The organism is Pseudomonas batumici (assembly GCF_000820515.1).
Taxonomy (GTDB): Bacteria; Pseudomonadota; Gammaproteobacteria; order Pseudomonadales; family Pseudomonadaceae; genus Aquipseudomonas; species Aquipseudomonas batumici.
Window position 1 is genome coordinate 33,047 of sequence record NZ_JXDG01000039.1, and the last position, 17,634, is coordinate 50,680.

The window sequence follows — 17,634 nt, forward strand, 5'->3', positions numbered from 1 at the left end:
CGGAGTGACGCGTCATTACCTGACCTTGATGATCACCTTGCCTTTCGCTCTCCCCTGTTCGACATAGTTCAGGGCATCGGCTGTCGACTCGAATGGAAAGGTTCGATCCACTACCGGCTTGATCGCGCCGGACTCGATAAGGGCGCTGATCTCACGCAGTTGAGCACCACTGGCCCGCATGAAGACGAATACATAGCGGATACCGAGTTTGCGCGCTTTCCTCCGGATGCCGTAGCTCAAGAGCCCCATGACCTGCTTCAGTCCCCAGGACAGTCCCTGCTCTTCGGCAAATTGCGGGGTCGGTGGACCGGAGATGGAAATCAGCTGGCCACCCGGCTTCAGGACCTTGAGTGATTTCTCAAGGACATCTGCGCCCAGGCTGTTCAGTACGACGTCGTAGTCCTGCAGCACGCTCTCGAAGTTCTGCTTCCTGTAGTCGATCACAACGTCCGCGCCCAGCGCTTTTACCCACTCGACATTGCTTGTGCTGGTGGTCGTCGCCACGAACGCCCCCAGATGCTTGGCGAGCTGGATGGCGATCGTGCCCACCCCACCCGAGCCGGCATGGATAAGCACCTTCTGCCCCTGCTTCAGCTTGGCGGTCTCCACCAGCACCTGCCAGGCCGTCAGCGCAACCAGGGGAACGGCAGCGGCTTCGTCCATGCCGAGGTTCCGGGGTTTCAGCGCAAGCGCGTCTTCCGTCACGCCAATCAGCTCGGCGAAGGTGCCGATACGATCCTCGCGAGGGCGGGCATAGACCTCATCGCCCGGCTTGAACCGAGTCACGCCAGGCCCCACCCGGACCACGACACCCGCCAGGTCATTGCCCAGGATCAGTGGAAAGCGATACGGCAGGATCAGTTTGAACTCTCCCGTCCTGATCTTGGAATCCAACAGGTTGACGCTGGAGGTATGGACCTGGACCAGCACGTCGTTGTCCCGAATCTCAGGGTCGGGCAACTGGCCAATACGTCCATGACGCTTGCCATAGCGATCGATAAAAAATGCCTTCATGGTGATTCAGCTCTCTGGAGGGTGTCAGGCGTCGAGGAAGGACAAGGCCTTGGGCACGAAGTCGGCATGGTGCTGGAAAATCCCGCCATGCCCGGCGTCCTGGTAAATGATCAGTTGCGCATCAGGAATGCGACGCGCCATATCGGTAGAGTTGACGGTAGGAACCATGATGTCGTTATCGCCGTTGGCGATCAGTACCGGGATCCGAAGGCTGCCCAGATCCTGGGGCGCCTGCCGGCCCCAGGCTTCGATCGCCCTCAACTGCCGCAGGAAGGTCGCAGGCGTGGGAGCCTTGTCCCGATTTTCCTTGCGTTCCTTCAATCGTTTCAGGAAGTCCTTCGCGGCCTGGCGACCATTGGCCGTGGCGGTGAAGAACAGGTAGAACTTGGGATCGCGCAGCGTCAGCAAGCCCTTGATCATCAAGGGCCAGGACGTGGCCCCTACCCTGTCGATACCTTTGCCGCCGGCGGGTCCCGTACCGGTCAGAATCAGCTTGCGGACCAGCTCGGGGGCTCTCAACGCCATGTCCTGCGCCACGAATCCGCCAAGGGAAAAGCCGAGCAGGTCGACCTTCTCGAAGCCCAGCGCGTGAATCAGGGCGATTGCATCCTGTGCCATGGCGCCGATGGTCACGGGGGCCGTTCCACCCGACGCGCCGATACCCCGGTAGTCAGTGGCGATAACCCGGCGCCTGCTGGCGAGGCCATCGATGATCCGCGGGTCGAAATTGTCCAATACCGCCCCCCAATGATTGAGAAGAATCAATGGCACACCGCTGCGAGGGCCCAGGTCACGGTAGGCAAAAGCCGTCCCGCCGACATTGATCGAGCGGTTCGCAGCCTGTCCATACGGTGTATCGGGCCCTGGGTGAAGCTGTTTGTGGGCATGGCTCATGCTTGACTCCGCGCGTCTCGTAGGGGTGTCGCTTATGACAGGTATTGGCGCATCTTTATGATGATGATCATAATCCAAACCGTCAACATCTTTGATGATGATCGACATCTATGTATAGTGACCACCTGACGGTTGGCAGACGCAAAGAGGCATTGGGATATGAAAGTCACCAAAGCGCAGGCCCAGGCGAACCGGGCGCGCATCGTCGAGACGGCCTCCGTCCTGTTTCGCGAACGTGGCTATGACGGTGTGGGGGTGGCAGACCTGATGGCGGCTGCCGGGTTCACCCATGGCGGGTTCTACAAGCATTTCCGCTCAAAAGCCGATTTGATGGCCGAAGCCGCCGCGTGCGGGCTGTCCCAGACCCTGGCCAATAGCGCCGGCCTTGACCTCGCCGAGTTCGTCAACCTTTACGTGTCACGGGAGCACCGTGATGCCCGCAGCCTTGGCTGCACGATGGCGGCCCTCTGCGGGGACGCCGCGCGTCAGCCGGAAGAGATCAGGACGACCTTTGCCGACGGGATCGAAAACACGCTGGCCGTCCTTGAGCGCGAAGGTACGGCGCCGGGCGACATGGATCAGCACAACGTGCGCGCAAAGATGATCAACCTGCTGGCCCAGGCGATCGGTGCCATCGTGTTGTCGCGCGCCTGTCCGGATGACTCGCCACTGGCGGATGAGATTCTCGAGGCCTGCCGCACGGAAATGCTCGCGCCCCTGTTGCCCGCCACGCCAAGAGCTACGGTTTGAGACAAGCCGTCTCGGAAACCTAGGACCGTCCAGTGTTCGTGGACTGAGCGGTCCTGGGGCTGTCTCACGACAACTCGTTCAGGGCTGCACCTCTGGCTCGCGGGCACAACCCTTGTGCAATTCGGCCGCCAGCTTCTCTTCGTCCAGCGCCCCTTCCCACTTGGCAATGAACAACGTGGCCACACCGTTGCCAATCACGTTGATCAACGCCCCGCCCTCGGAAATGAAGCGGTAGACCCCAAGCACCAGCACCAACCCCGCCGCCGGGATCACATCCAGGCTACCGAGGGTGGCCGCCAGGGTAATGAACGCCCCGCCGGTGATACTGGCCGCGCCCTTGGAGGTGAGCAGCAGAATCAACAACAAGGTGACCTGGTGCCACAGGTCGAGGGGGATATCCAGCGCCTGGGCGATGAAGATCGCCAGCACCGTCATGTTGATGCAACTGCCGTCGAGGTTGAAGCAGTAACCCGAAGGCACCACCAGCCCCACCACCGACTTCTCGCAGCCCAGACGCTCCAGCTTGCCCATCAGGCGTGGCAAGGCCGACTCCGAAGACGAGGTGCCCAGCACCAGAAACAGCTCGTCGCGGATGTACTTGAGGAACCGCCACAGGCTGAAACCCGCCAGGCGCGCCACCAGGTTGAGTATCACCAGCACAAAGAACAGCGCCGTCACGTAGTAGCAGATCAGCAAGTGGCCATACGCCCCGAGGGAGCCGACGCCGTACTTGCCAACCGTAAAGGCCATGCCGCCGAAGGCCCCCAGCGGCGAGACATACATCACCATCCTGACCATGCGGAAAAACGCCTGGGCCACCAGGTCGATCAGGTGCAGCAGCGGCTTGCCGGCGGCACCCAGCATCTGCAAGGCGAAGGCAAACAGAATGGAAATGAACAGCACCTGGAGGATGTCACCCTCGGCAAACGCGCCCAACACGGTACTGGGCACGATATGGGTGAGAAAGCCCACCACGCTCTGTTCATGGGCCAGCTTGCTGTAGCTGTCGATGGCATGGACATCGAGGCTCGCCGGGTTGATGTGCATGCCCGCGCCGGGCTGCATCAGGTTCACGCCGATCAGCCCGACCACCAGCGCCAGCGTAGTCAGCACCTCGAAGTACAGCAACGACTTGAAGCCGACCCGGCCGATGCGCTTGAGACTCTGCATACTGGCAATGCCGCTGACGACGGTGCAGAAGATGATCGGCGCGATCAGCATCTTGATCAGCTTGATGAACGTGTCACCCAGCGGTTTCATTTCCTCACCGAGACCGGGGTAGAAATGACCGAAGAGGATGCCCAGCGCGATCGCCAGCAGCACCTGCACATACAGATGGCGGAACACGCCGCGCAGCCGTGAATGGCGCGGTTCTCTTATTGTTATGGTTGTCATGGGCGGACCTTCTTGTTGGGTGGTGAAGCCTTTACGACACGAGGTTGATCGGGTTCCCCGAGTAGTAGCCGTGCAGGTTGCTGAGGATCCCGTCGGCCAGCCGTTGCAGGCTGCTCTGGCTGGCCCAGGCGACATGGGGCGTGACGATCAGGTTGGCATGGCGACTGGTGAGCAATGGCTGGTCGGCCGTCGGTGGTTCCTGACCCAGCACATCGAGGGCCGCGCCGCCGAGGCGGCCGCTGTCCAGTGCCGCGAGCAGCGCGCTTTCATCCACCAACGGCCCGCGCGCGGTATTGATCAGCAAGGCACCGGGCTTCATCTGCGCCAGTTCCGCGGCACCGATCAGGTGGCGGGTGTGCTCGCTCAGCGGACAGTGCAGCGAGATCACGTCGCTTTGCGCCAGCACCGTTTCAAAGGTCTGGTAGCCCTTGCGCACAGGGATCACGCCACGGTGTTCGGCATAGAGCAACTGCATGCCCAGGGCACTCGCCAGGCGTGCGGCGGCCAGGCCGATAGCGCCCCGGCCGATGATGCCCAGCACGCTGCCCTGCACATCCTGGATCGGCGCGCGATGGACGCAGAAATGCCGCGAAGTCGGCCAGTCCCGCTGTGCGGCGGCCTGGTAGGCGAACAGCTGTCGCCGCAAGGCGAAGATCGAGGCGATCACCGACTCGGCGACGCTTTGCGCCGAATAGGCCGGGACATTGCTTACCGTCACACCGAAATCACGGCAGGCCGCCAGGTCAATGCAGTCGTAACCGGTGGCCGCAACGCAGATAAAGCGCAGGTTGGGCAACTGTTCAAGTTCGGCCCGGCCAATGCGGACCTTGTTGGTGATCAGCGCATCGGCATTGCGGGCCGCGTCCACCACCTGGTCCGGTGGCGTGTCGGAACGGTCCTGCCAGTCGCTGACCCAGGCCGGACGCGCAAGGCCCACCGGCAGGCTGGCGCTGTCGAGAAACACCACCCTCATGCTGCACGCTCCGGTTCTACGGGCTCGGAAATCTCGATCAGGTTCAGGTCCGGATCACGCACATACACCGAACGGATCGGCCCGGTGGCCCCGGTGCGCAACACCGGGCCTTCGATGATGGGCCAGTCGACACGGGCCAGGTGGGCAATCACCTGATCGAGGGGGATCGAGGCGATAAAACACAGGTCCAGCGCCCCCGGCACCGGCAGGTGCGCCTTGGGCTCGAACTCGTGGCCGCGCACGTGCAGGTTGATCTTCTGCTGGCCGAAGGCGAACGCCTTGCGCCCACCGGCAAAGGTCTGCACCTGCATGCCCATGACCCGCACGTAGAAATCCTCGGCAGCCACGGGGTCGATGGTGGTCAGTACCAGGTGGTCAAGATGGTCGATCATGGTTGCAGCTCCTGGGTTCGGGTCGACGGCACCTGCTTTTCCAGGTTGGCGACATGGGCGGGAATCGGGTGCAGGTCCAGGCGTTTGCCGGCCTTGAGGATCTGGCTGGGAATGTCGTGGCCGACCAGCCCCGGCAACTGCGCGGCAATCGCCAGCACGCGGTCCAGGTCGACCCCGGTGTCGAAACCCATCAACTGCAGCATGTGCAGCAGGTCTTCGGTGCAGACATTGCCGCTGGCCCCCGGCGCGTAAGGGCAACCGCCCAGGCCACCGAGGGAGGCATCGAAACGCTCGACACCGGCGTCGATGGCCGCCAGGGCATTGGCCAGGGCCATGCCACGGGTGTTGTGGAAATGCAGGGTCAGTTGCAGCGCCGGAAAGCGCTCGCGCACGGCCCGGGACAGTGCCTCGACCTGGCTCGGATAGGCCATGCCGGTGGTGTCGCACAAGGTCACGCCACGGGCGCCCCGTTCGGCAAAGCGCTCGACCCAGTGCAACACCTCGCCCACCGGTACATCGCCCTGCATCGGGCAGCCGAACACCGTCGACAACGACACATTGATCGCCACCGGCGCCTGGCCGATCACGCGGAACACTTCGCTGAGCTGGGCGAACGACTGCTCGCGGCTCATGCGCAGGTTGGAGCGGTTGTGCGGTTCGCTGACCGACATCACCAGGTTGGCTTCATCGATGTTGCACGCCAGCGCCCGTTCGGCGCCGCGCACGTTGGGCACCAGCACGGTGTACTCCACCGCCGGATTGCGCCGGATGCCCTGCATCACCGCCTCGGCATCGCGCAGCGCGGTAATGGCCTTGGGCGAGGTGAATGAGGTGACCTCGATCTTGGCGAAACCACACTGGCTGAGGGCATCGATCATGGCGATCTTGTCGGCGGTTTCGATAAACCGCGCTTCGTTCTGGAAGCCGTCACGGGTGGCGACTTCCTGCAAAAACAGACGTTGCATGGACATTCCTCGGGTTCAAATGATGCCGCGTTGGCGCCAGTCGGCCTGCTGCGCGGGGTCGATACCCAGCTCGCCGAGAATCTCGGCGGTATGCTGGCCCAGGGTCGGCGCCGAGTGCGCCACGCGCCCCGGCGTGCTGCCCAGCTTGGGCACGATGCCGGGCAAGGTCACCGCAGTGCCGTCGTCCAGCCGGCTGTCGAGCAGCATGTCGCGCGCCCGGTAGTGCGGGTCCTGGGCGATGTCGGCGGCGTTGTAGATCTTGCCGGCGGGGATACGCGCCTCGGTCAGGATCGACAGGACTTCATCGAGGCCGAGCCGCGCGGTCCATTGGGCGATGGCGGCGTCGATGCGCTCGACCTGCAATACCCGGCCATCGTTCTGCGCAAGGTCGGGATCGCTCGCCAGGTCACGGCGGCCGATCACCTCCATCAGGCGTTGATAGATGCTGTCGCCATTGCCGGCGATCAGGGCAAAGCCACCGTCGCGGCAACGATAGGCATTGGTCGGCGCGATCCCCGGCAAGCTGCTGCCGGCGGGCTCGCGAATGGCGTTGAACACCGAGTATTCGGGCAACAGGCTTTCCATCATGTTGAACACCGACTCGTACAGCGCCACGTCGACCTGCTGCCCTTGCCCGCCGTTCTGTTCGCGGTGACGCAAGGCCAGCAGAATGCCGATCACCCCGTGCAAGGCCGACAACGAGTCGCCAATGGAAACGCCGACCCTGACCGGCGTACGCCCGGGCTCGCCGGAGAGATGGCGCAGCCCGCCCATGGCTTCGCCGATCACGCCAAATCCGGGACGGTCGCGGTAAGGCCCGGTCTGACCATAACCGGAGACCCGGAGCATGATGAGCTTCGGGTTCAGCGCGTGCAGCGTGTCCCAGCCCAGCCCCCAACCTTCCAGGGTCCCCGGGCGAAAATTCTCGATCAGCACATCGGCATCCGCCACCAACTGACGCACCACCTGTTGTGCCTCGGGCTGGCGTAAATCGAGGGTCAGCGAGCGTTTGTTACGCGACTGCGCGGCCCACCAGACGGAAGTCCCGTCGTGCAGCAGGCGCCATTTACGCAGCGGGTCCCCGGTGACCGGCGGCTCGATCTTGATCACCTGCGCACCGAATTCACCGAGCATTTTCGCCGCAAAGGGTCCGGCAATCAGTTGACCGAGCTCCACGACCTTGACACCTTGCAGAGGTAATTCCATGACGTTTACCGTTCTTGTCGAGTACTTGTGACCTGGATAATCGACAGAAACCGGGCAGATGAAAATTTCATATTTCGCCACTACCCTTTCCAGAATGGAAAACCTCGGACCCCCTTGATGATCAATCCCCTGCATTTCGATCTGTTGTCCTTGCGCCTGCTGATCTTCGCCGCCGAGTCCGGCAACCTGACCCGGGCCGCCGAGAAGGCCAACATGACGGTCTCGGCGGCCAGCAAACGCCTGGCCGAGCTGGAACGCACGACCCAGTGCCCGTTGTTCGTGCGCCTGCCGAGGGGACTTGAACTGACGGCGGCGGGACAAGGGATGGTCGAGCACGCCAGGACCATTCTCGAAGGTGTGAACCGCATGGCGTGTGACGCCAGTGATTACGCGGTGGGGGTGCGCGGGCATGTACGCTTGTGCGCCAACACTTCCGCCGTGGTCCAGTTCCTGCCAGATGACCTGGCGCAGTTCCTCCAGGCCAACCCGAACGTGCGTATCGGGCTGGAAGAAGCCCTCAGCGAACCGATCATTCAAGCAGTGGAAAGCGGGCGTGCCGATATCGGTATTTTTGCCGACAACGTACCGGCCGAAGGGCTCTACACCCTGCCCTATCGTGACGACCGCCTGGTGTTGCTGGTACCCGTCGGCCATGAACTGGCCAATGTGCGTAGCGTGTCCTTCACGGACACGCTCGGTTTCGATTATGTGGCGCTCAACCAGGGCAGCTCGTTGCTGCGCCGCATCACCGACGCCGCCGTGGGTGCGGGCAAGATCCTCAAGGTGCGCATCCAGGTCAGCAGCTTCGACGGTATCTGCCGCATGATCGAAGCCGGCCTGGGTATCGGGATCTTGCCGCTGCAAGCGGTACGCAGCGAATTGCTCGGTTCTCGACTGATGGCCGTCGACTTGAGCGATGACTGGGCGCAGCGCACCTTGTTCGTCGGGGTCAAAGATGCGGCGCAACTGGCTCCGGAGGCGGCCAAGTTATTTGAATATCTAAGCAGCGTGCGCGGCTGATATGTGCCCCACACACAGTTCGGCGGCGCTCAATCAACAGGCGAAATGGCCTGCATACCAACCCGGTCGAGAGGGTGCCGTTCTGGGGCATGCTGCATTCGGTGGAGGTAGCGCGCGCGGTGGTGGATGCCCTGCTTGAGGGTGCGCCCCCGTCTCATCAGGTACCGTCCGAGTTGGACAGCCAGCCGATTGATTGAGGCGAAACAGGCCATGGCTGGGTTCTGATCGGCAGGCTGGGCAATGTCTGTCCGTTAAGAACTGCATTCAGTTAAGGCCGAACACCGTCCCTGTAGGAGCTGGCTTGCCGGCGATGGCGTCCGCATGGGCGCTGCAAGGCTCAATGGCCTCATCGCTGGCAATCGAGCGTCGACCGGCGCTCCTACAGGTTACGCGGCGTTTTCAATATCCCATTTCCTTGACTGAATAGCCGGGATCAAGGGCCGCAACGCGGCCATGGCCAGTTTTTGAGCCTTGATGCGTTTGACCGCATCCTATAGTGGGGGATAGTATATTTACGCCACTCATCGAGACCCAAGCCATGAGCAAGCATGAACATGAACACGAACACAGCCACCCTCACATCCACCAAAGCCATGAAGCGATCATCAAGCGCCTAAAACGGGCGGATGGCCATCTGCGCAGCATCATCACCATGATCGAAGAAGGTCGTGAGTGCGTGGACATCGCCCAGCAGTTGCATGCCGTGGAGAAGGCGGTGTGCCAGGCCAAGCGCACGCTCATCCAGGATCACATCGATCACTGCCTGGAAGACACCGTTTCGGCGTTGAACACTGGCGAGCGCGCACCGCTGGAAGCCTTTAAACAAATCACCAAGTACCTCTAGGTCTGACATGCCAAACCTCGCTGAACTCTTGCAACAAGGCGGTTCACACGCCTGGCTGTATTTCCCGAGCGCTATCCTGCTTGGCGCCCTGCATGGCCTGGAACCGGGTCATTCAAAAACCATGATGGCCGCCTTCATCATCGCCATCCGTGGCACGCTGAAACAGGCCGTGTTACTGGGCCTGGCCGCTACGCTTTCGCACACGGCGGTGGTGTGGCTGGTTGCCATCGGCGGTATGTACCTGGGCAAAGGTCTGGATGCCCAAACCACCGAGCCTTACTTTCAGCTCGCCTCCTCCGCGCTGATCATCGTGATTGCGCTCTGGATGCTGTGGCGTACCTGGAACGGTGAGCGGATGGCCAGGTTCGAGCAGGATGATCACCACCATCATGGAGAGCATGACCATGGTCACCCTGATGAAACCCATCGAATCGATACTGGCCATGGCCGCATCGAACTGTCGATCTTCGAAGAAGGCATGCCACCGCACTGGCGCTTCAAGACCTTGACCGGCCATGCCTGGTCCGCCTCGGATGTTCGCCTGACGACTACCCGTCCGGACGGTAGCACTCAGTCGTTCGCTTTCATCGAGCGCGAGGGCTTCCTGGAATCAACGGTCGATATCCCGGAACCGCATGAGTTCAGTGCACGCTTGAGCCTTGGACATGCGGGGCACTCCCACGATTACGACCTGGAGTACCAGGAACATGATCACGGGCACGTGCATTCCGAGCTGGAAGGCCTGGAGTTGTCGATTGATGGCTATCAGGATGCGCACGAGCGTGCGCACGCCAATGACATCCGCAAGCGCTTCACCAACCGCAAAGTCACCACGGGACAGATCGTCATGTTTGGTCTGACCGGCGGCCTGATTCCATGCCCTGCCGCCATTACCGTCCTGCTGTTGTGTCTTCAGGTTAAAGAGGTGGCACTGGGAGGGATGCTCGTCCTGTGCTTCAGCATCGGCTTGGCAATCACTTTGGTGACTGTAGGTGCTGCCGCGGCCATTGGCGCCAGGCAGGCATCCAACCGTTGGCCCTGGTTGGGCAGCGTTGCTCGTCGAGCACCCTACCTGTCCAGCGTGTTGATCATCGGCGTCGGCCTGTACGTGGGTATCCATGGCTGGATCGGCTTGAACGCATAAGGCGACACTTGAGTGTTTCAACTCACCCGCTACGTGGCGGCATTCGGTGCCGCCACGTAGCTGCCCATGCAGCCTAGCGCAGCAGATGCACCGCCAAACCAACGACGGCACAGGCCAGCAATACCTGAATCACCCCACGCTTGAAGCGAAACAAGGCAATCGCTGCCGCAATCGCGATCAACGCAGAGGGCCAATCCAGGGTGCCGCTGAACCCTTTGGGCCACAGCACGTGATAGCCGAAGAACACCGCCAGATTGAGAATGACCCCGACCACGGCGGCGGTAATGCCGGTCAGCGGCGCGGTGAACCTGAGTTCGTTTTGAGTCGCCTCCACCAACGGACCACCCACGAGAATGAACAGGAACGAAGGCAGGAAGGTGAACCAGGTCACCAACGTGGCAGCAAGGGCCCCCGCCAGGAACAGCTGATCGGCACCGAACACCTTGGAGACATAGGCGCCGACAAAACCGACAAAAGCCACCACCATGATCAGCGGCCCGGGAGTGGTTTCTCCCAAGGCCAGGCCATCGATCATTTGCGTTGGCGTCAGCCATCCATAGTGGCCGACCGCGCCCTGATAGACATAAGGCAGTACCGCATAGGCACCGCCAAATGTCAGCAGCGCCGCCTTGGTAAAGAACCAGCCCATCTGGGTCAAGGTACCTTCCCAGCCAAAGAGTGCGGTCAGGATGCCCATGGGTAACGCCCACAACGCAGCGCCGACGAGTACCACCAGAACCAGTTTTACCCCACTGAATCGGGCATGCTCAGGGGACGGGGTGTCGTCATCGATCAAGGCTGGGCCATAGGATTTCCTGGCCGCGCCGTGCCCCCCGATTCTGAATTTCTCGGGAGCAAGGCGCCCGCCCAGGTAACCGAGCAACGCCGCACTCAGTACGATCAGCGGGAAGGGAACATCAAATGCAAATATCGCCGCGAATGAAGCGGTCGCAATGGCCCACAGCCAACCGCTCTTCAGGGCTCGGGAACCGATCCGATGAGCCGCCTGCACCACGATGGCCGTGACGGCGGGCTTGATGCCATAGAAGAGACCCGCCACCAGCGGTACGTCACCCAACGCGATATACATCCAGGACAGGGCAATCAGGATGAACAGCGAGGGTAATATAAAGAGCCCCCCGGCAATCACGCCGCCCCAGGTTCTATGCATCAGCCAGCCGATGTAGGTCGCCAGTTGCTGAGCCTCCGGCCCTGGGAGCAGCATGCAGAAGTTGAGGGCATGCAGGAATCGCCGTTCGGATAGCCAGCGCCGTCGTTCCACCAACTCCTGGTGCATGATCGAGATCTGCCCCGCCGGCCCGCCGAAGCTGATGAAGCCGAGCTTCAGCCAGAACCAGAACGCCTCGCGCAAACTGATCGCTTCCGGCCTCGACAGTTCCTCTTCAACCGCTGGTGCCAAGACTTTACTCATTGGGCTGTTCCTCTTTCACAAACGCTGCAAGCAGGCCGTCGAAGATGGCGCTCGCAGCCGCCAGCAGAGGGTCGTCATGGGTGATGGTTTCACGCAGCCCTGCCAGCACCCGTTCGATGCCTGCTGCCTCTACCGGCTGAATACCGCCGATGTCGAGGTAGTGCACCAGGGCAGCTAGGCGATCCAGACCGGGTTCCCGGATGTCAAAACTGGCTTGCAAGGTTTCAAAGGTCACGCGGTTGCCGACATGACTGAAGGTCGCCTCATCGAAATCAAACCCCAGCGCATCGGCTGGACAGTCCTGAGGGCTGTTCAACCAGAGGATCTGGGCGGTGGGGTCAATGAACCGGCGGATCAACCAGGCACAAGCCAGGCGGTCGACCCAGGGACGCCTGCGGGTTGCCCAGACACGCCCCTGATAGTCGCCAAGACTGAGTGCCGTTATGGGCAGGTCCCGGCTATGCGGTTCGTCAGCCGACAAGGCCCGGCTGACCGCTGTCTCAAGCTCCTGCAAAGCCGCGTCGACTTGCTGCTTCGACTTGCCTGGAAAGTAATCGATGCTGACCAGCTGTTCGTAGCCTTTGCGCAGCTTGCGAATCTGCCTGGTGGTGGACAGCGCATTCTCGGCCGTGAGCTGTCCCCGGCACTCCTCGATTTCAGTGCGCAGTCTGCTGTAGTCCTCGCTGCGGTCGAACAACCCGATAAAGCGTTCACCATCCGGGTCGACTACAGGCAGGACATAGGCGGTGCCATTGATGGCCAGGATATCGCGCTCAACCGAGGCCAGCGCTTCTCGACAGGCCCCGGTATCTGGCAACAGATAGGCACCATCGCGTAAAACTGCGGCCCCGCAAGCTTTCAGCGCGCGCCAGGCACGCATGCGCTCGGTGGCATTTGCGGTCGGTAACCCCAGGATCAGCGCCAACCAATTTTTCATGTAGTGATAGATCGAAAAAATGTAGATACATCTACATTATTCCAGCACATGGAAATTGGAAAGCTGTTTCGGCAGCCAAGGATGTGCCCACTCACCCTTTTGCTCCATTCGGCCCTCCTCCAGTTGTCTCAGCCTGAATGACCGCTGCTCAGAAAATCGGCGATCTGCTGCCACATCGCAATCGGATTGGAATACATGGGGAAATGCCCACACTGCGCGATGGGCGCCAGTCGCACGCCTTCGGCCTGAATGTGCGAAAGGTAGGACAGTGAGGCGTTCTGCTCGCCGTACATGAACATGCGCGGGCATTTCAGTCCGAGGAATTTGCCCATCAGGTTGGCGTTATCGGAAAGATCGACCATCGACTGGAAGATCCCGCGCACCGCCCCGGCCCGCACCTTATGCCGCAAGCTTGCCGAGTAAAGCGCGCTGGCATAAGCCGGTGCCTGTCGGGTACGGGCGATGAACGCCGCAAAAAACACCTCGGGATCATCCGTCGGATAGTCGACGATCTGACGACTGAGAAAACAGTCTTCCGGGGCAATATTGCCCTCGATATCGACGAAGCTGAGCACCCGCTCCGGAAACTGATGGGCGAGCATCAGCGCGGTGAGTCCGCCCATGGAGTGGCCGACCAGATGGAAGCGCTCGATACCGAAATGCTCCAGCACCTGCAACGCGGTGTTAAGCAGAAAGGGGATGGAGATCTTCGACAGATCACCGCACTGGCTCTCGCCACACCCCGGAGCGTCATAAGCGACAAAGGGATGACCGGCAAATGCAGCCTGCTGCACGATGTCGGCGTAATCCTCTTTAGTCGAGCCAAAACCATGCAGGAATACAATGGGCGCCAAGGCCCCCTGGCGATAAATAGCGGCGACGTTCAGTTGAACACCCTCTACCGTCAGCGGAAGTTGCGTATAAATGAACGTTTCTGGCGAAGACACGTGAATAACTCCTTGAACGAACACGTTGTCGCCGAGACAAGGGTTGCCGGCGGCACAGGCAGCAATTTCAAGGGGACCAGGCCGTCTGTAAATGACCGATTTCGGAAGGCTTTCATACGCCAAACCTATCAGCCTGCCCCTCTGTCACGCCTTGGCCCTGAACCGGGCGACCAATGCCTCCACCAACGGATTGGACCGGCTTTCATTCCAGGCCACCGCGGTAGTGACGACGTTGAGCTTCTGGCCAAGCGCTCGAAACACAACATTGTCGGGGGCCAACTTCTTTAGCGATGCCGGTACCAGCGCGATGCCTTGCCCGCAGCTGACAAAGGCAATCTGCGAAGCGACAGAACGCACTTCATGCAGCACGCGCGGGGAAAAACCGCTGGCCCGGCAGGTTGCAATCAAGTTATCGAAATACACCGGGCTGACCTTTCGAGAGAACATCACCAAGGGCTCGCTGGCCAGGCTCGACAGGCTGATGCGCGTGCGCGAAGCCAAAGGGTGATCATTGGGCAACGCCACCATCAGACGATCCTCAGTCAACGGTAGCGACTTGATCGAAGCCCCCAGATCACCGTCCAGACGGGCAAACGCCAGGTCGATATCCCCGGCCTCCAGTGCCGGGACGGCTTCAACGCTGTCGATTTCCCGCACCGACACGGTGAGGTGCGGATACTCGCTCTTCAGTTGTTCGATCAGGCCCGGCAACACGTCAAACATGGCCGTTGAGATCGCACCGATGGTCAACAGGGCCGACTGCCCCGCCACCGCCTCCTCCACGGCCAGTTCAAGGCGCTCCAGTTGCTCGGCGAACTTGCGTACCGCCGGCAGGATCGCGGCCCCGACCGGAGTCAGTTTCGCCCCACGCCGCGAACGCTCGAAGAGCGTGACCTTGAGCGCCTGCTCCAGGACCTGGATCTGCTCGCTCAGCGGTGGCTGGGACATTCCCAGGCGCTTGGCGGCACGGCCGAAATTCTGTTCCTCGGCAACCGCCAGGAACAACCAGAGGTGACGAATCAGGCGGAAATTGATCATGGCTAATCCATAGGTTCAGCGTATCTAACGCTTCTGTGATTAGTAATATACCTATCGAATGACCTCACCGACACTGGGAACCTCCGTCACCACAAGGGCTCTCCCATGACTAACAAGAGTTTGCTGGATCGCTTGGCGGCGCTGGATACCAACACGGTCTCCGACGCGCTCGACTTCCTCGGTCTGCCCGGCGCCACCGTGGGGCTACGCCCCTTGTGGAACTGTCCGAAAATCGTCGGACGGGCCAGCACCGTACTGCTGGCGCCCAAGTCCGGCAGCGCTCCCACCGTGCACCTGATCACGCCGGTGGTCGAGCAGATCCACAGCGATGACCGTGTGCTGGTGATTGCCGGCGGTATCGAAGGTATTTCCTGCTGGGGCGATATCCTGGCCAATGCCGCGTCCGGCAAGCAGGTGCGCGGTACGGTGATCGACGGTTTCAGTCGCGACATCGATGGCAGCGAGGCAATTGGTTACCCGGTCTACGGCCGTGGAGTGACGATGATCAGTGCGCGCAATCGTGTGGTACAGATCGATGCTGCCGTGACGATCAACGTGGCCGGTGTCGACGTCAGTGAAGACGACTATGTCATCGCCGATAGCTGCGGCACGGTCTTCGTGCCCCAAGCTGAAATCGAGAAGGTGCTCGACCTTGGCGAGCGTATCGCCCACCGTCAGGACGGCATGGTCGAGGCAGTTCGCAGCGGCCGCTCGGTGGCCGAGGTAATGCATGACACCCAGTTTGAAGCCATCCAGGTGGAGCACACTCGATGAACCTTGAAGATCAAACACTGGTCGCCTTGTTTGAAGGCCTGGACACCCCGGGCGTATCCGATGCCATGGACAAGCTCGGCCTACCCGGCCAATGCCTCGGGATTGCGCCCCTGGACAACTACAGCAAGGTGATTGTCGGCCCGGCGTTCACCGTGCAGTACGTCTCGGCCAGCGTACCGCCAGGCACCGTGGGCGACTTCATCGAAGACGTGGCGCCCGGCGATGTGGTGGTCATCGACAACGGTGGCCGTACCGACTGCACCGTCTGGGGCGACATCATGACCCAGTACGCCGGCACACGAGGGATTGCCGGCACCGTCATCGACGGTGTTTGCCGAGACGTGAACAAGGCCCTGGGTGACGGCTACCCGATCTTCAGCAAAGGCCGGTTCATGCGTACCGGAAAGGACCGCGTACAGGTTCAGTCGGTCAAACAGCCGGTGTCCATCGGCACGGCGCGGGTCTGTACCCGCGACATCGTGGTGGCCGACGCCAATGGCGTGGTCATCGTGCCGAGGGACCGTGCCGCCGAAGTGGCGGCCTGTGCCCGCCAGATCGAAGCGGTCGAAGCCGACATCCGCGCCCTGCTCACCCAGGGCAAAACCCTCAAGCAAGCCCGGGACGCACTGGGCTACCACAGCCTGCAGAGGAAAGCATGAGTAGCGATATCCAACGTCTCAACCAACGCCTGGCCAGTGCGCAACCGTCGGCGACCTACCGGATCATGGATCGGGTCGCGGAACGGCGGGCGCAAGGCGCAACGATCATTTCACTGTGCGCGGGCGAACCTGACTTCGATACGCCCAAACATGTGCGTGAAGCGGCCATTCATGCCATCGAGCACGGCCACACCCGCTACACCCAGGTCGCCGGTGTACGTTCATTGCGTGAAGCTGTGGCCGCCAAGTTCCGCCGCGAGAACGGCCTGGACGTCACCTGGCAGGACACGCTGATCTGCAACGGCGGCAAACAGGTGATCTACAACGCACTGGCCGCCACCCTCAACGAGGGCGATCAGGTCATCGTGCCGGCACCGTACTGGGTCAGTTACCCGGAGATGGTTCAACTGTGCGGCGGTGAAGCCAGGATCGTCACCTGCGAGGCCGACACAGGCTTCAAGTTGACCGCCCAGGCATTGAATGCCGCGATCACGCCGCAGACCCGCTGGCTGATTCTCAATTCGCCATCCAACCCGACCGGCGCGGTGTACAGCCGGGAGGAACTGCAGGCCCTGGCCGAGGTGTTGCTGGCTCACCCTCACGTGTTGATTCTGGCCGATGACATTTATGAGCACCTGATCTTCGACGATCAGCCATTTCATACCCTGGCCCAGGTTGAACCACGGCTGGCGCCACGCACACTGACCATGAACGGTGTGTCCAAGGCCTATGCCATGACCGGTTGGCGCATCGGCTTCGCCACGGGGCCACGTTGGCTGCTGGACGCCATGGAAAAGCTGCAAGGGCAACAGACCTCGGGAGCCAGTTCGGTCTCGCAACAAGCGGCACTCGCTGCCTTGGAGGGGCCCAAGGATTTCATCCACGAAAGCCGGGCGGTTTTCCAGCGCCGCCGGGACTTGATGGTGACACTGCTGAACGACATACCCGGACTTGAATGCGTCAGTCCAGCCGGGGCGTTTTACGCCTTCGCCTCCTGCGCCGGCCTGATAGGCCGCACCTCCCCAGGCGGGCGAGTGCTGCACAGCGATGAAGAGGTCGCCCATGCACTGCTCGACGAAGCGAATGTAGCGGTGGTTCATGGCAGCGCCTTTGGCCTTGGCCCGTACATTCGCATTGCCTATGCCCTGGATGACGCGTCATTACGCCAAGCTTGCGAAGCCATCCGCACGCTCTGTACCGCCTTGCGCTGACCCAATTGTGCTTGAACGAACCCGGCAATCGCCGGGTTT

General features: G+C 61.5%; 18 protein-coding genes. 7 read left to right on the plus strand and 11 right to left on the minus strand.

Features of this window, described 5'->3' with window-relative positions:
* Nucleotides 1-15 precede the first annotated feature (15 nt).
* Together UCMB321_RS15015 and UCMB321_RS15020 are read right to left on the minus strand one after the other, a co-directional pair.
* Nucleotides 16-1,014: an NADP-dependent oxidoreductase gene (locus UCMB321_RS15015; protein WP_040068134.1), complete on the minus strand. Its 999-nt coding sequence runs from the start codon at nucleotides 1,012-1,014 to the stop codon at nucleotides 16-18.
* 24 nt (nucleotides 1,015-1,038) lie between these two features.
* Nucleotides 1,039-1,908 carry an alpha/beta fold hydrolase gene (locus UCMB321_RS15020; protein WP_040068136.1) on the minus strand — a complete coding sequence of 290 codons (870 nt, stop codon included), beginning with the start codon at nucleotides 1,906-1,908 and terminating at the stop codon, nucleotides 1,039-1,041.
* Nucleotides 1,909-2,067: 159 nt separating this feature from the next.
* On the opposite strand from UCMB321_RS15020, the gene UCMB321_RS15025 reads away from it, so the two are divergent.
* Nucleotides 2,068-2,658: a TetR/AcrR family transcriptional regulator gene (locus UCMB321_RS15025; RefSeq protein ID WP_040068138.1), complete on the plus strand. Its 591-nt coding sequence runs from the start codon at nucleotides 2,068-2,070 to the stop codon at nucleotides 2,656-2,658.
* A gap of 78 nt (nucleotides 2,659-2,736) precedes the next feature.
* On the opposite strand, the gene UCMB321_RS15030 is transcribed toward UCMB321_RS15025, so the two are convergent.
* Genes UCMB321_RS15030 through UCMB321_RS15050 form a run of 5 tightly spaced genes read right to left on the minus strand, consistent with a single transcriptional unit; the run spans nucleotide 2,737 to nucleotide 7,589 of the window.
* Nucleotides 2,737-4,053 (minus strand): dicarboxylate/amino acid:cation symporter, encoded by a 1,317-nt coding sequence (locus UCMB321_RS15030; protein WP_040068142.1) that lies wholly within the window; start codon nucleotides 4,051-4,053, stop codon nucleotides 2,737-2,739.
* 31 nt (nucleotides 4,054-4,084) lie between these two features.
* Entirely contained in the window at nucleotides 4,085-5,026 is a 942-nt protein-coding gene (locus UCMB321_RS15035) for a D-2-hydroxyacid dehydrogenase (RefSeq protein ID WP_040068145.1), read from the minus strand.
* Nucleotides 5,023-5,418, minus strand: coding sequence for a VOC family protein (locus tag UCMB321_RS15040; protein ID WP_040068148.1), 396 nt, complete (start codon nucleotides 5,416-5,418; stop codon nucleotides 5,023-5,025). Before UCMB321_RS15040 ends, UCMB321_RS15035 begins: the two co-directional genes overlap by 4 nt.
* Entirely contained in the window at nucleotides 5,415-6,383 is a 969-nt protein-coding gene (locus UCMB321_RS15045) for a hydroxymethylglutaryl-CoA lyase (RefSeq protein ID WP_040068150.1), read from the minus strand. Before UCMB321_RS15045 ends, UCMB321_RS15040 begins: the two co-directional genes overlap by 4 nt.
* 15 nt (nucleotides 6,384-6,398) lie before the next feature.
* Nucleotides 6,399-7,589, minus strand: a complete 1,191-nt coding sequence (locus tag UCMB321_RS15050; protein WP_040068151.1) for a CaiB/BaiF CoA transferase family protein — start codon at nucleotides 7,587-7,589, stop codon at nucleotides 6,399-6,401.
* Nucleotides 7,590-7,706: 117 nt separating this feature from the next.
* Between UCMB321_RS15050 and UCMB321_RS15055 the strand changes: the two genes are divergently transcribed.
* The 3 genes from UCMB321_RS15055 to UCMB321_RS15065 all read left to right on the plus strand — a co-directional run bounded on the left by UCMB321_RS15055 (nucleotide 7,707) and on the right by UCMB321_RS15065 (nucleotide 10,597).
* Nucleotides 7,707-8,609: a LysR family transcriptional regulator gene (locus UCMB321_RS15055; RefSeq protein ID WP_040068153.1), complete on the plus strand. Its 903-nt coding sequence runs from the start codon at nucleotides 7,707-7,709 to the stop codon at nucleotides 8,607-8,609.
* 538 nt (nucleotides 8,610-9,147) lie between these two features.
* Nucleotides 9,148-9,453, plus strand: a complete 306-nt coding sequence (locus tag UCMB321_RS15060; protein WP_040068155.1) for a metal-sensing transcriptional repressor — start codon at nucleotides 9,148-9,150, stop codon at nucleotides 9,451-9,453.
* Nucleotides 9,454-9,460: 7 nt separating this feature from the next.
* Nucleotides 9,461-10,597, plus strand: coding sequence for a nickel/cobalt efflux protein RcnA (locus UCMB321_RS15065; RefSeq protein ID WP_040068157.1), 1,137 nt, complete (start codon nucleotides 9,461-9,463; stop codon nucleotides 10,595-10,597).
* A 73-nt stretch (nucleotides 10,598-10,670) separates the two neighbouring features.
* Here UCMB321_RS15065 and chrA read toward each other — a convergent pair whose 3' ends face one another.
* From chrA to UCMB321_RS15085, 4 genes are all read right to left on the minus strand, one after another.
* Entirely contained in the window at nucleotides 10,671-12,029 is a 1,359-nt protein-coding gene (gene chrA / locus UCMB321_RS15070) for a chromate efflux transporter (protein ID WP_040068158.1), read from the minus strand.
* Nucleotides 12,022-12,966 (minus strand): chromate resistance protein ChrB domain-containing protein, encoded by a 945-nt coding sequence (locus UCMB321_RS15075; protein ID WP_040068160.1) that lies wholly within the window; start codon nucleotides 12,964-12,966, stop codon nucleotides 12,022-12,024. The genes chrA and UCMB321_RS15075 overlap by 8 nt, the downstream gene beginning before the upstream one ends.
* A 128-nt stretch (nucleotides 12,967-13,094) precedes the next feature.
* On the minus strand, nucleotides 13,095-13,913 hold the full coding sequence (locus UCMB321_RS15080) for an alpha/beta fold hydrolase (protein WP_040068163.1): 819 nt from the start codon (nucleotides 13,911-13,913) through the stop codon (nucleotides 13,095-13,097).
* Nucleotides 13,914-14,057: 144 nt separating this feature from the next.
* Nucleotides 14,058-14,951, minus strand: a complete 894-nt coding sequence (locus tag UCMB321_RS15085) for a LysR family transcriptional regulator (protein WP_040068165.1) — start codon at nucleotides 14,949-14,951, stop codon at nucleotides 14,058-14,060.
* Nucleotides 14,952-15,056: 105 nt separating this feature from the next.
* Between UCMB321_RS15085 and UCMB321_RS15090 the strand changes: the two genes are divergently transcribed.
* The 3 genes from UCMB321_RS15090 to UCMB321_RS15100 are packed head-to-tail and all read left to right on the plus strand — an operon-like array spanning nucleotide 15,057 to nucleotide 17,595.
* Nucleotides 15,057-15,725 carry an RraA family protein gene (locus tag UCMB321_RS15090; protein ID WP_040068167.1) on the plus strand — a complete coding sequence of 223 codons (669 nt, stop codon included), beginning with the start codon at nucleotides 15,057-15,059 and terminating at the stop codon, nucleotides 15,723-15,725.
* Nucleotides 15,722-16,384 carry an RraA family protein gene (locus tag UCMB321_RS15095; RefSeq protein ID WP_040068170.1) on the plus strand — a complete coding sequence of 221 codons (663 nt, stop codon included), beginning with the start codon at nucleotides 15,722-15,724 and terminating at the stop codon, nucleotides 16,382-16,384. The genes UCMB321_RS15090 and UCMB321_RS15095 overlap by 4 nt, the downstream gene beginning before the upstream one ends.
* Entirely contained in the window at nucleotides 16,381-17,595 is a 1,215-nt protein-coding gene (locus UCMB321_RS15100) for a pyridoxal phosphate-dependent aminotransferase (protein ID WP_040068172.1), read from the plus strand. Before UCMB321_RS15095 ends, UCMB321_RS15100 begins: the two co-directional genes overlap by 4 nt.
* Nucleotides 17,596-17,634: the final 39 nt, after the last annotated feature.

Coding starts and splice junctions, on each gene's coding strand:
- UCMB321_RS15015 (WP_040068134.1), bottom strand. CDS start 1,014: ATGAAGGCATTTTTTATCGATCGCTATGGCAAGCGTCATGGACGTATT.
- UCMB321_RS15020 (WP_040068136.1), bottom strand. CDS start 1,908: ATGAGCCATGCCCACAAACAGCTTCACCCAGGGCCCGATACACCGTAT.
- UCMB321_RS15025 (WP_040068138.1), top strand. CDS start 2,068: ATGAAAGTCACCAAAGCGCAGGCCCAGGCGAACCGGGCGCGCATCGTC.
- UCMB321_RS15030 (WP_040068142.1), bottom strand. CDS start 4,053: ATGACAACCATAACAATAAGAGAACCGCGCCATTCACGGCTGCGCGGC.
- UCMB321_RS15035 (WP_040068145.1), bottom strand. CDS start 5,026: ATGAGGGTGGTGTTTCTCGACAGCGCCAGCCTGCCGGTGGGCCTTGCG.
- UCMB321_RS15040 (WP_040068148.1), bottom strand. CDS start 5,418: ATGATCGACCATCTTGACCACCTGGTACTGACCACCATCGACCCCGTG.
- UCMB321_RS15045 (WP_040068150.1), bottom strand. CDS start 6,383: ATGCAACGTCTGTTTTTGCAGGAAGTCGCCACCCGTGACGGCTTCCAG.
- UCMB321_RS15050 (WP_040068151.1), bottom strand. CDS start 7,589: ATGGAATTACCTCTGCAAGGTGTCAAGGTCGTGGAGCTCGGTCAACTG.
- UCMB321_RS15055 (WP_040068153.1), top strand. CDS start 7,707: ATGATCAATCCCCTGCATTTCGATCTGTTGTCCTTGCGCCTGCTGATC.
- UCMB321_RS15060 (WP_040068155.1), top strand. CDS start 9,148: ATGAGCAAGCATGAACATGAACACGAACACAGCCACCCTCACATCCAC.
- UCMB321_RS15065 (WP_040068157.1), top strand. CDS start 9,461: ATGCCAAACCTCGCTGAACTCTTGCAACAAGGCGGTTCACACGCCTGG.
- chrA (WP_040068158.1), bottom strand. CDS start 12,029: ATGAGTAAAGTCTTGGCACCAGCGGTTGAAGAGGAACTGTCGAGGCCG.
- UCMB321_RS15075 (WP_040068160.1), bottom strand. CDS start 12,966: ATGAAAAATTGGTTGGCGCTGATCCTGGGGTTACCGACCGCAAATGCC.
- UCMB321_RS15085 (WP_040068165.1), bottom strand. CDS start 14,951: ATGATCAATTTCCGCCTGATTCGTCACCTCTGGTTGTTCCTGGCGGTT.
- UCMB321_RS15090 (WP_040068167.1), top strand. CDS start 15,057: ATGACTAACAAGAGTTTGCTGGATCGCTTGGCGGCGCTGGATACCAAC.
- UCMB321_RS15095 (WP_040068170.1), top strand. CDS start 15,722: ATGAACCTTGAAGATCAAACACTGGTCGCCTTGTTTGAAGGCCTGGAC.
- UCMB321_RS15100 (WP_040068172.1), top strand. CDS start 16,381: ATGAGTAGCGATATCCAACGTCTCAACCAACGCCTGGCCAGTGCGCAA.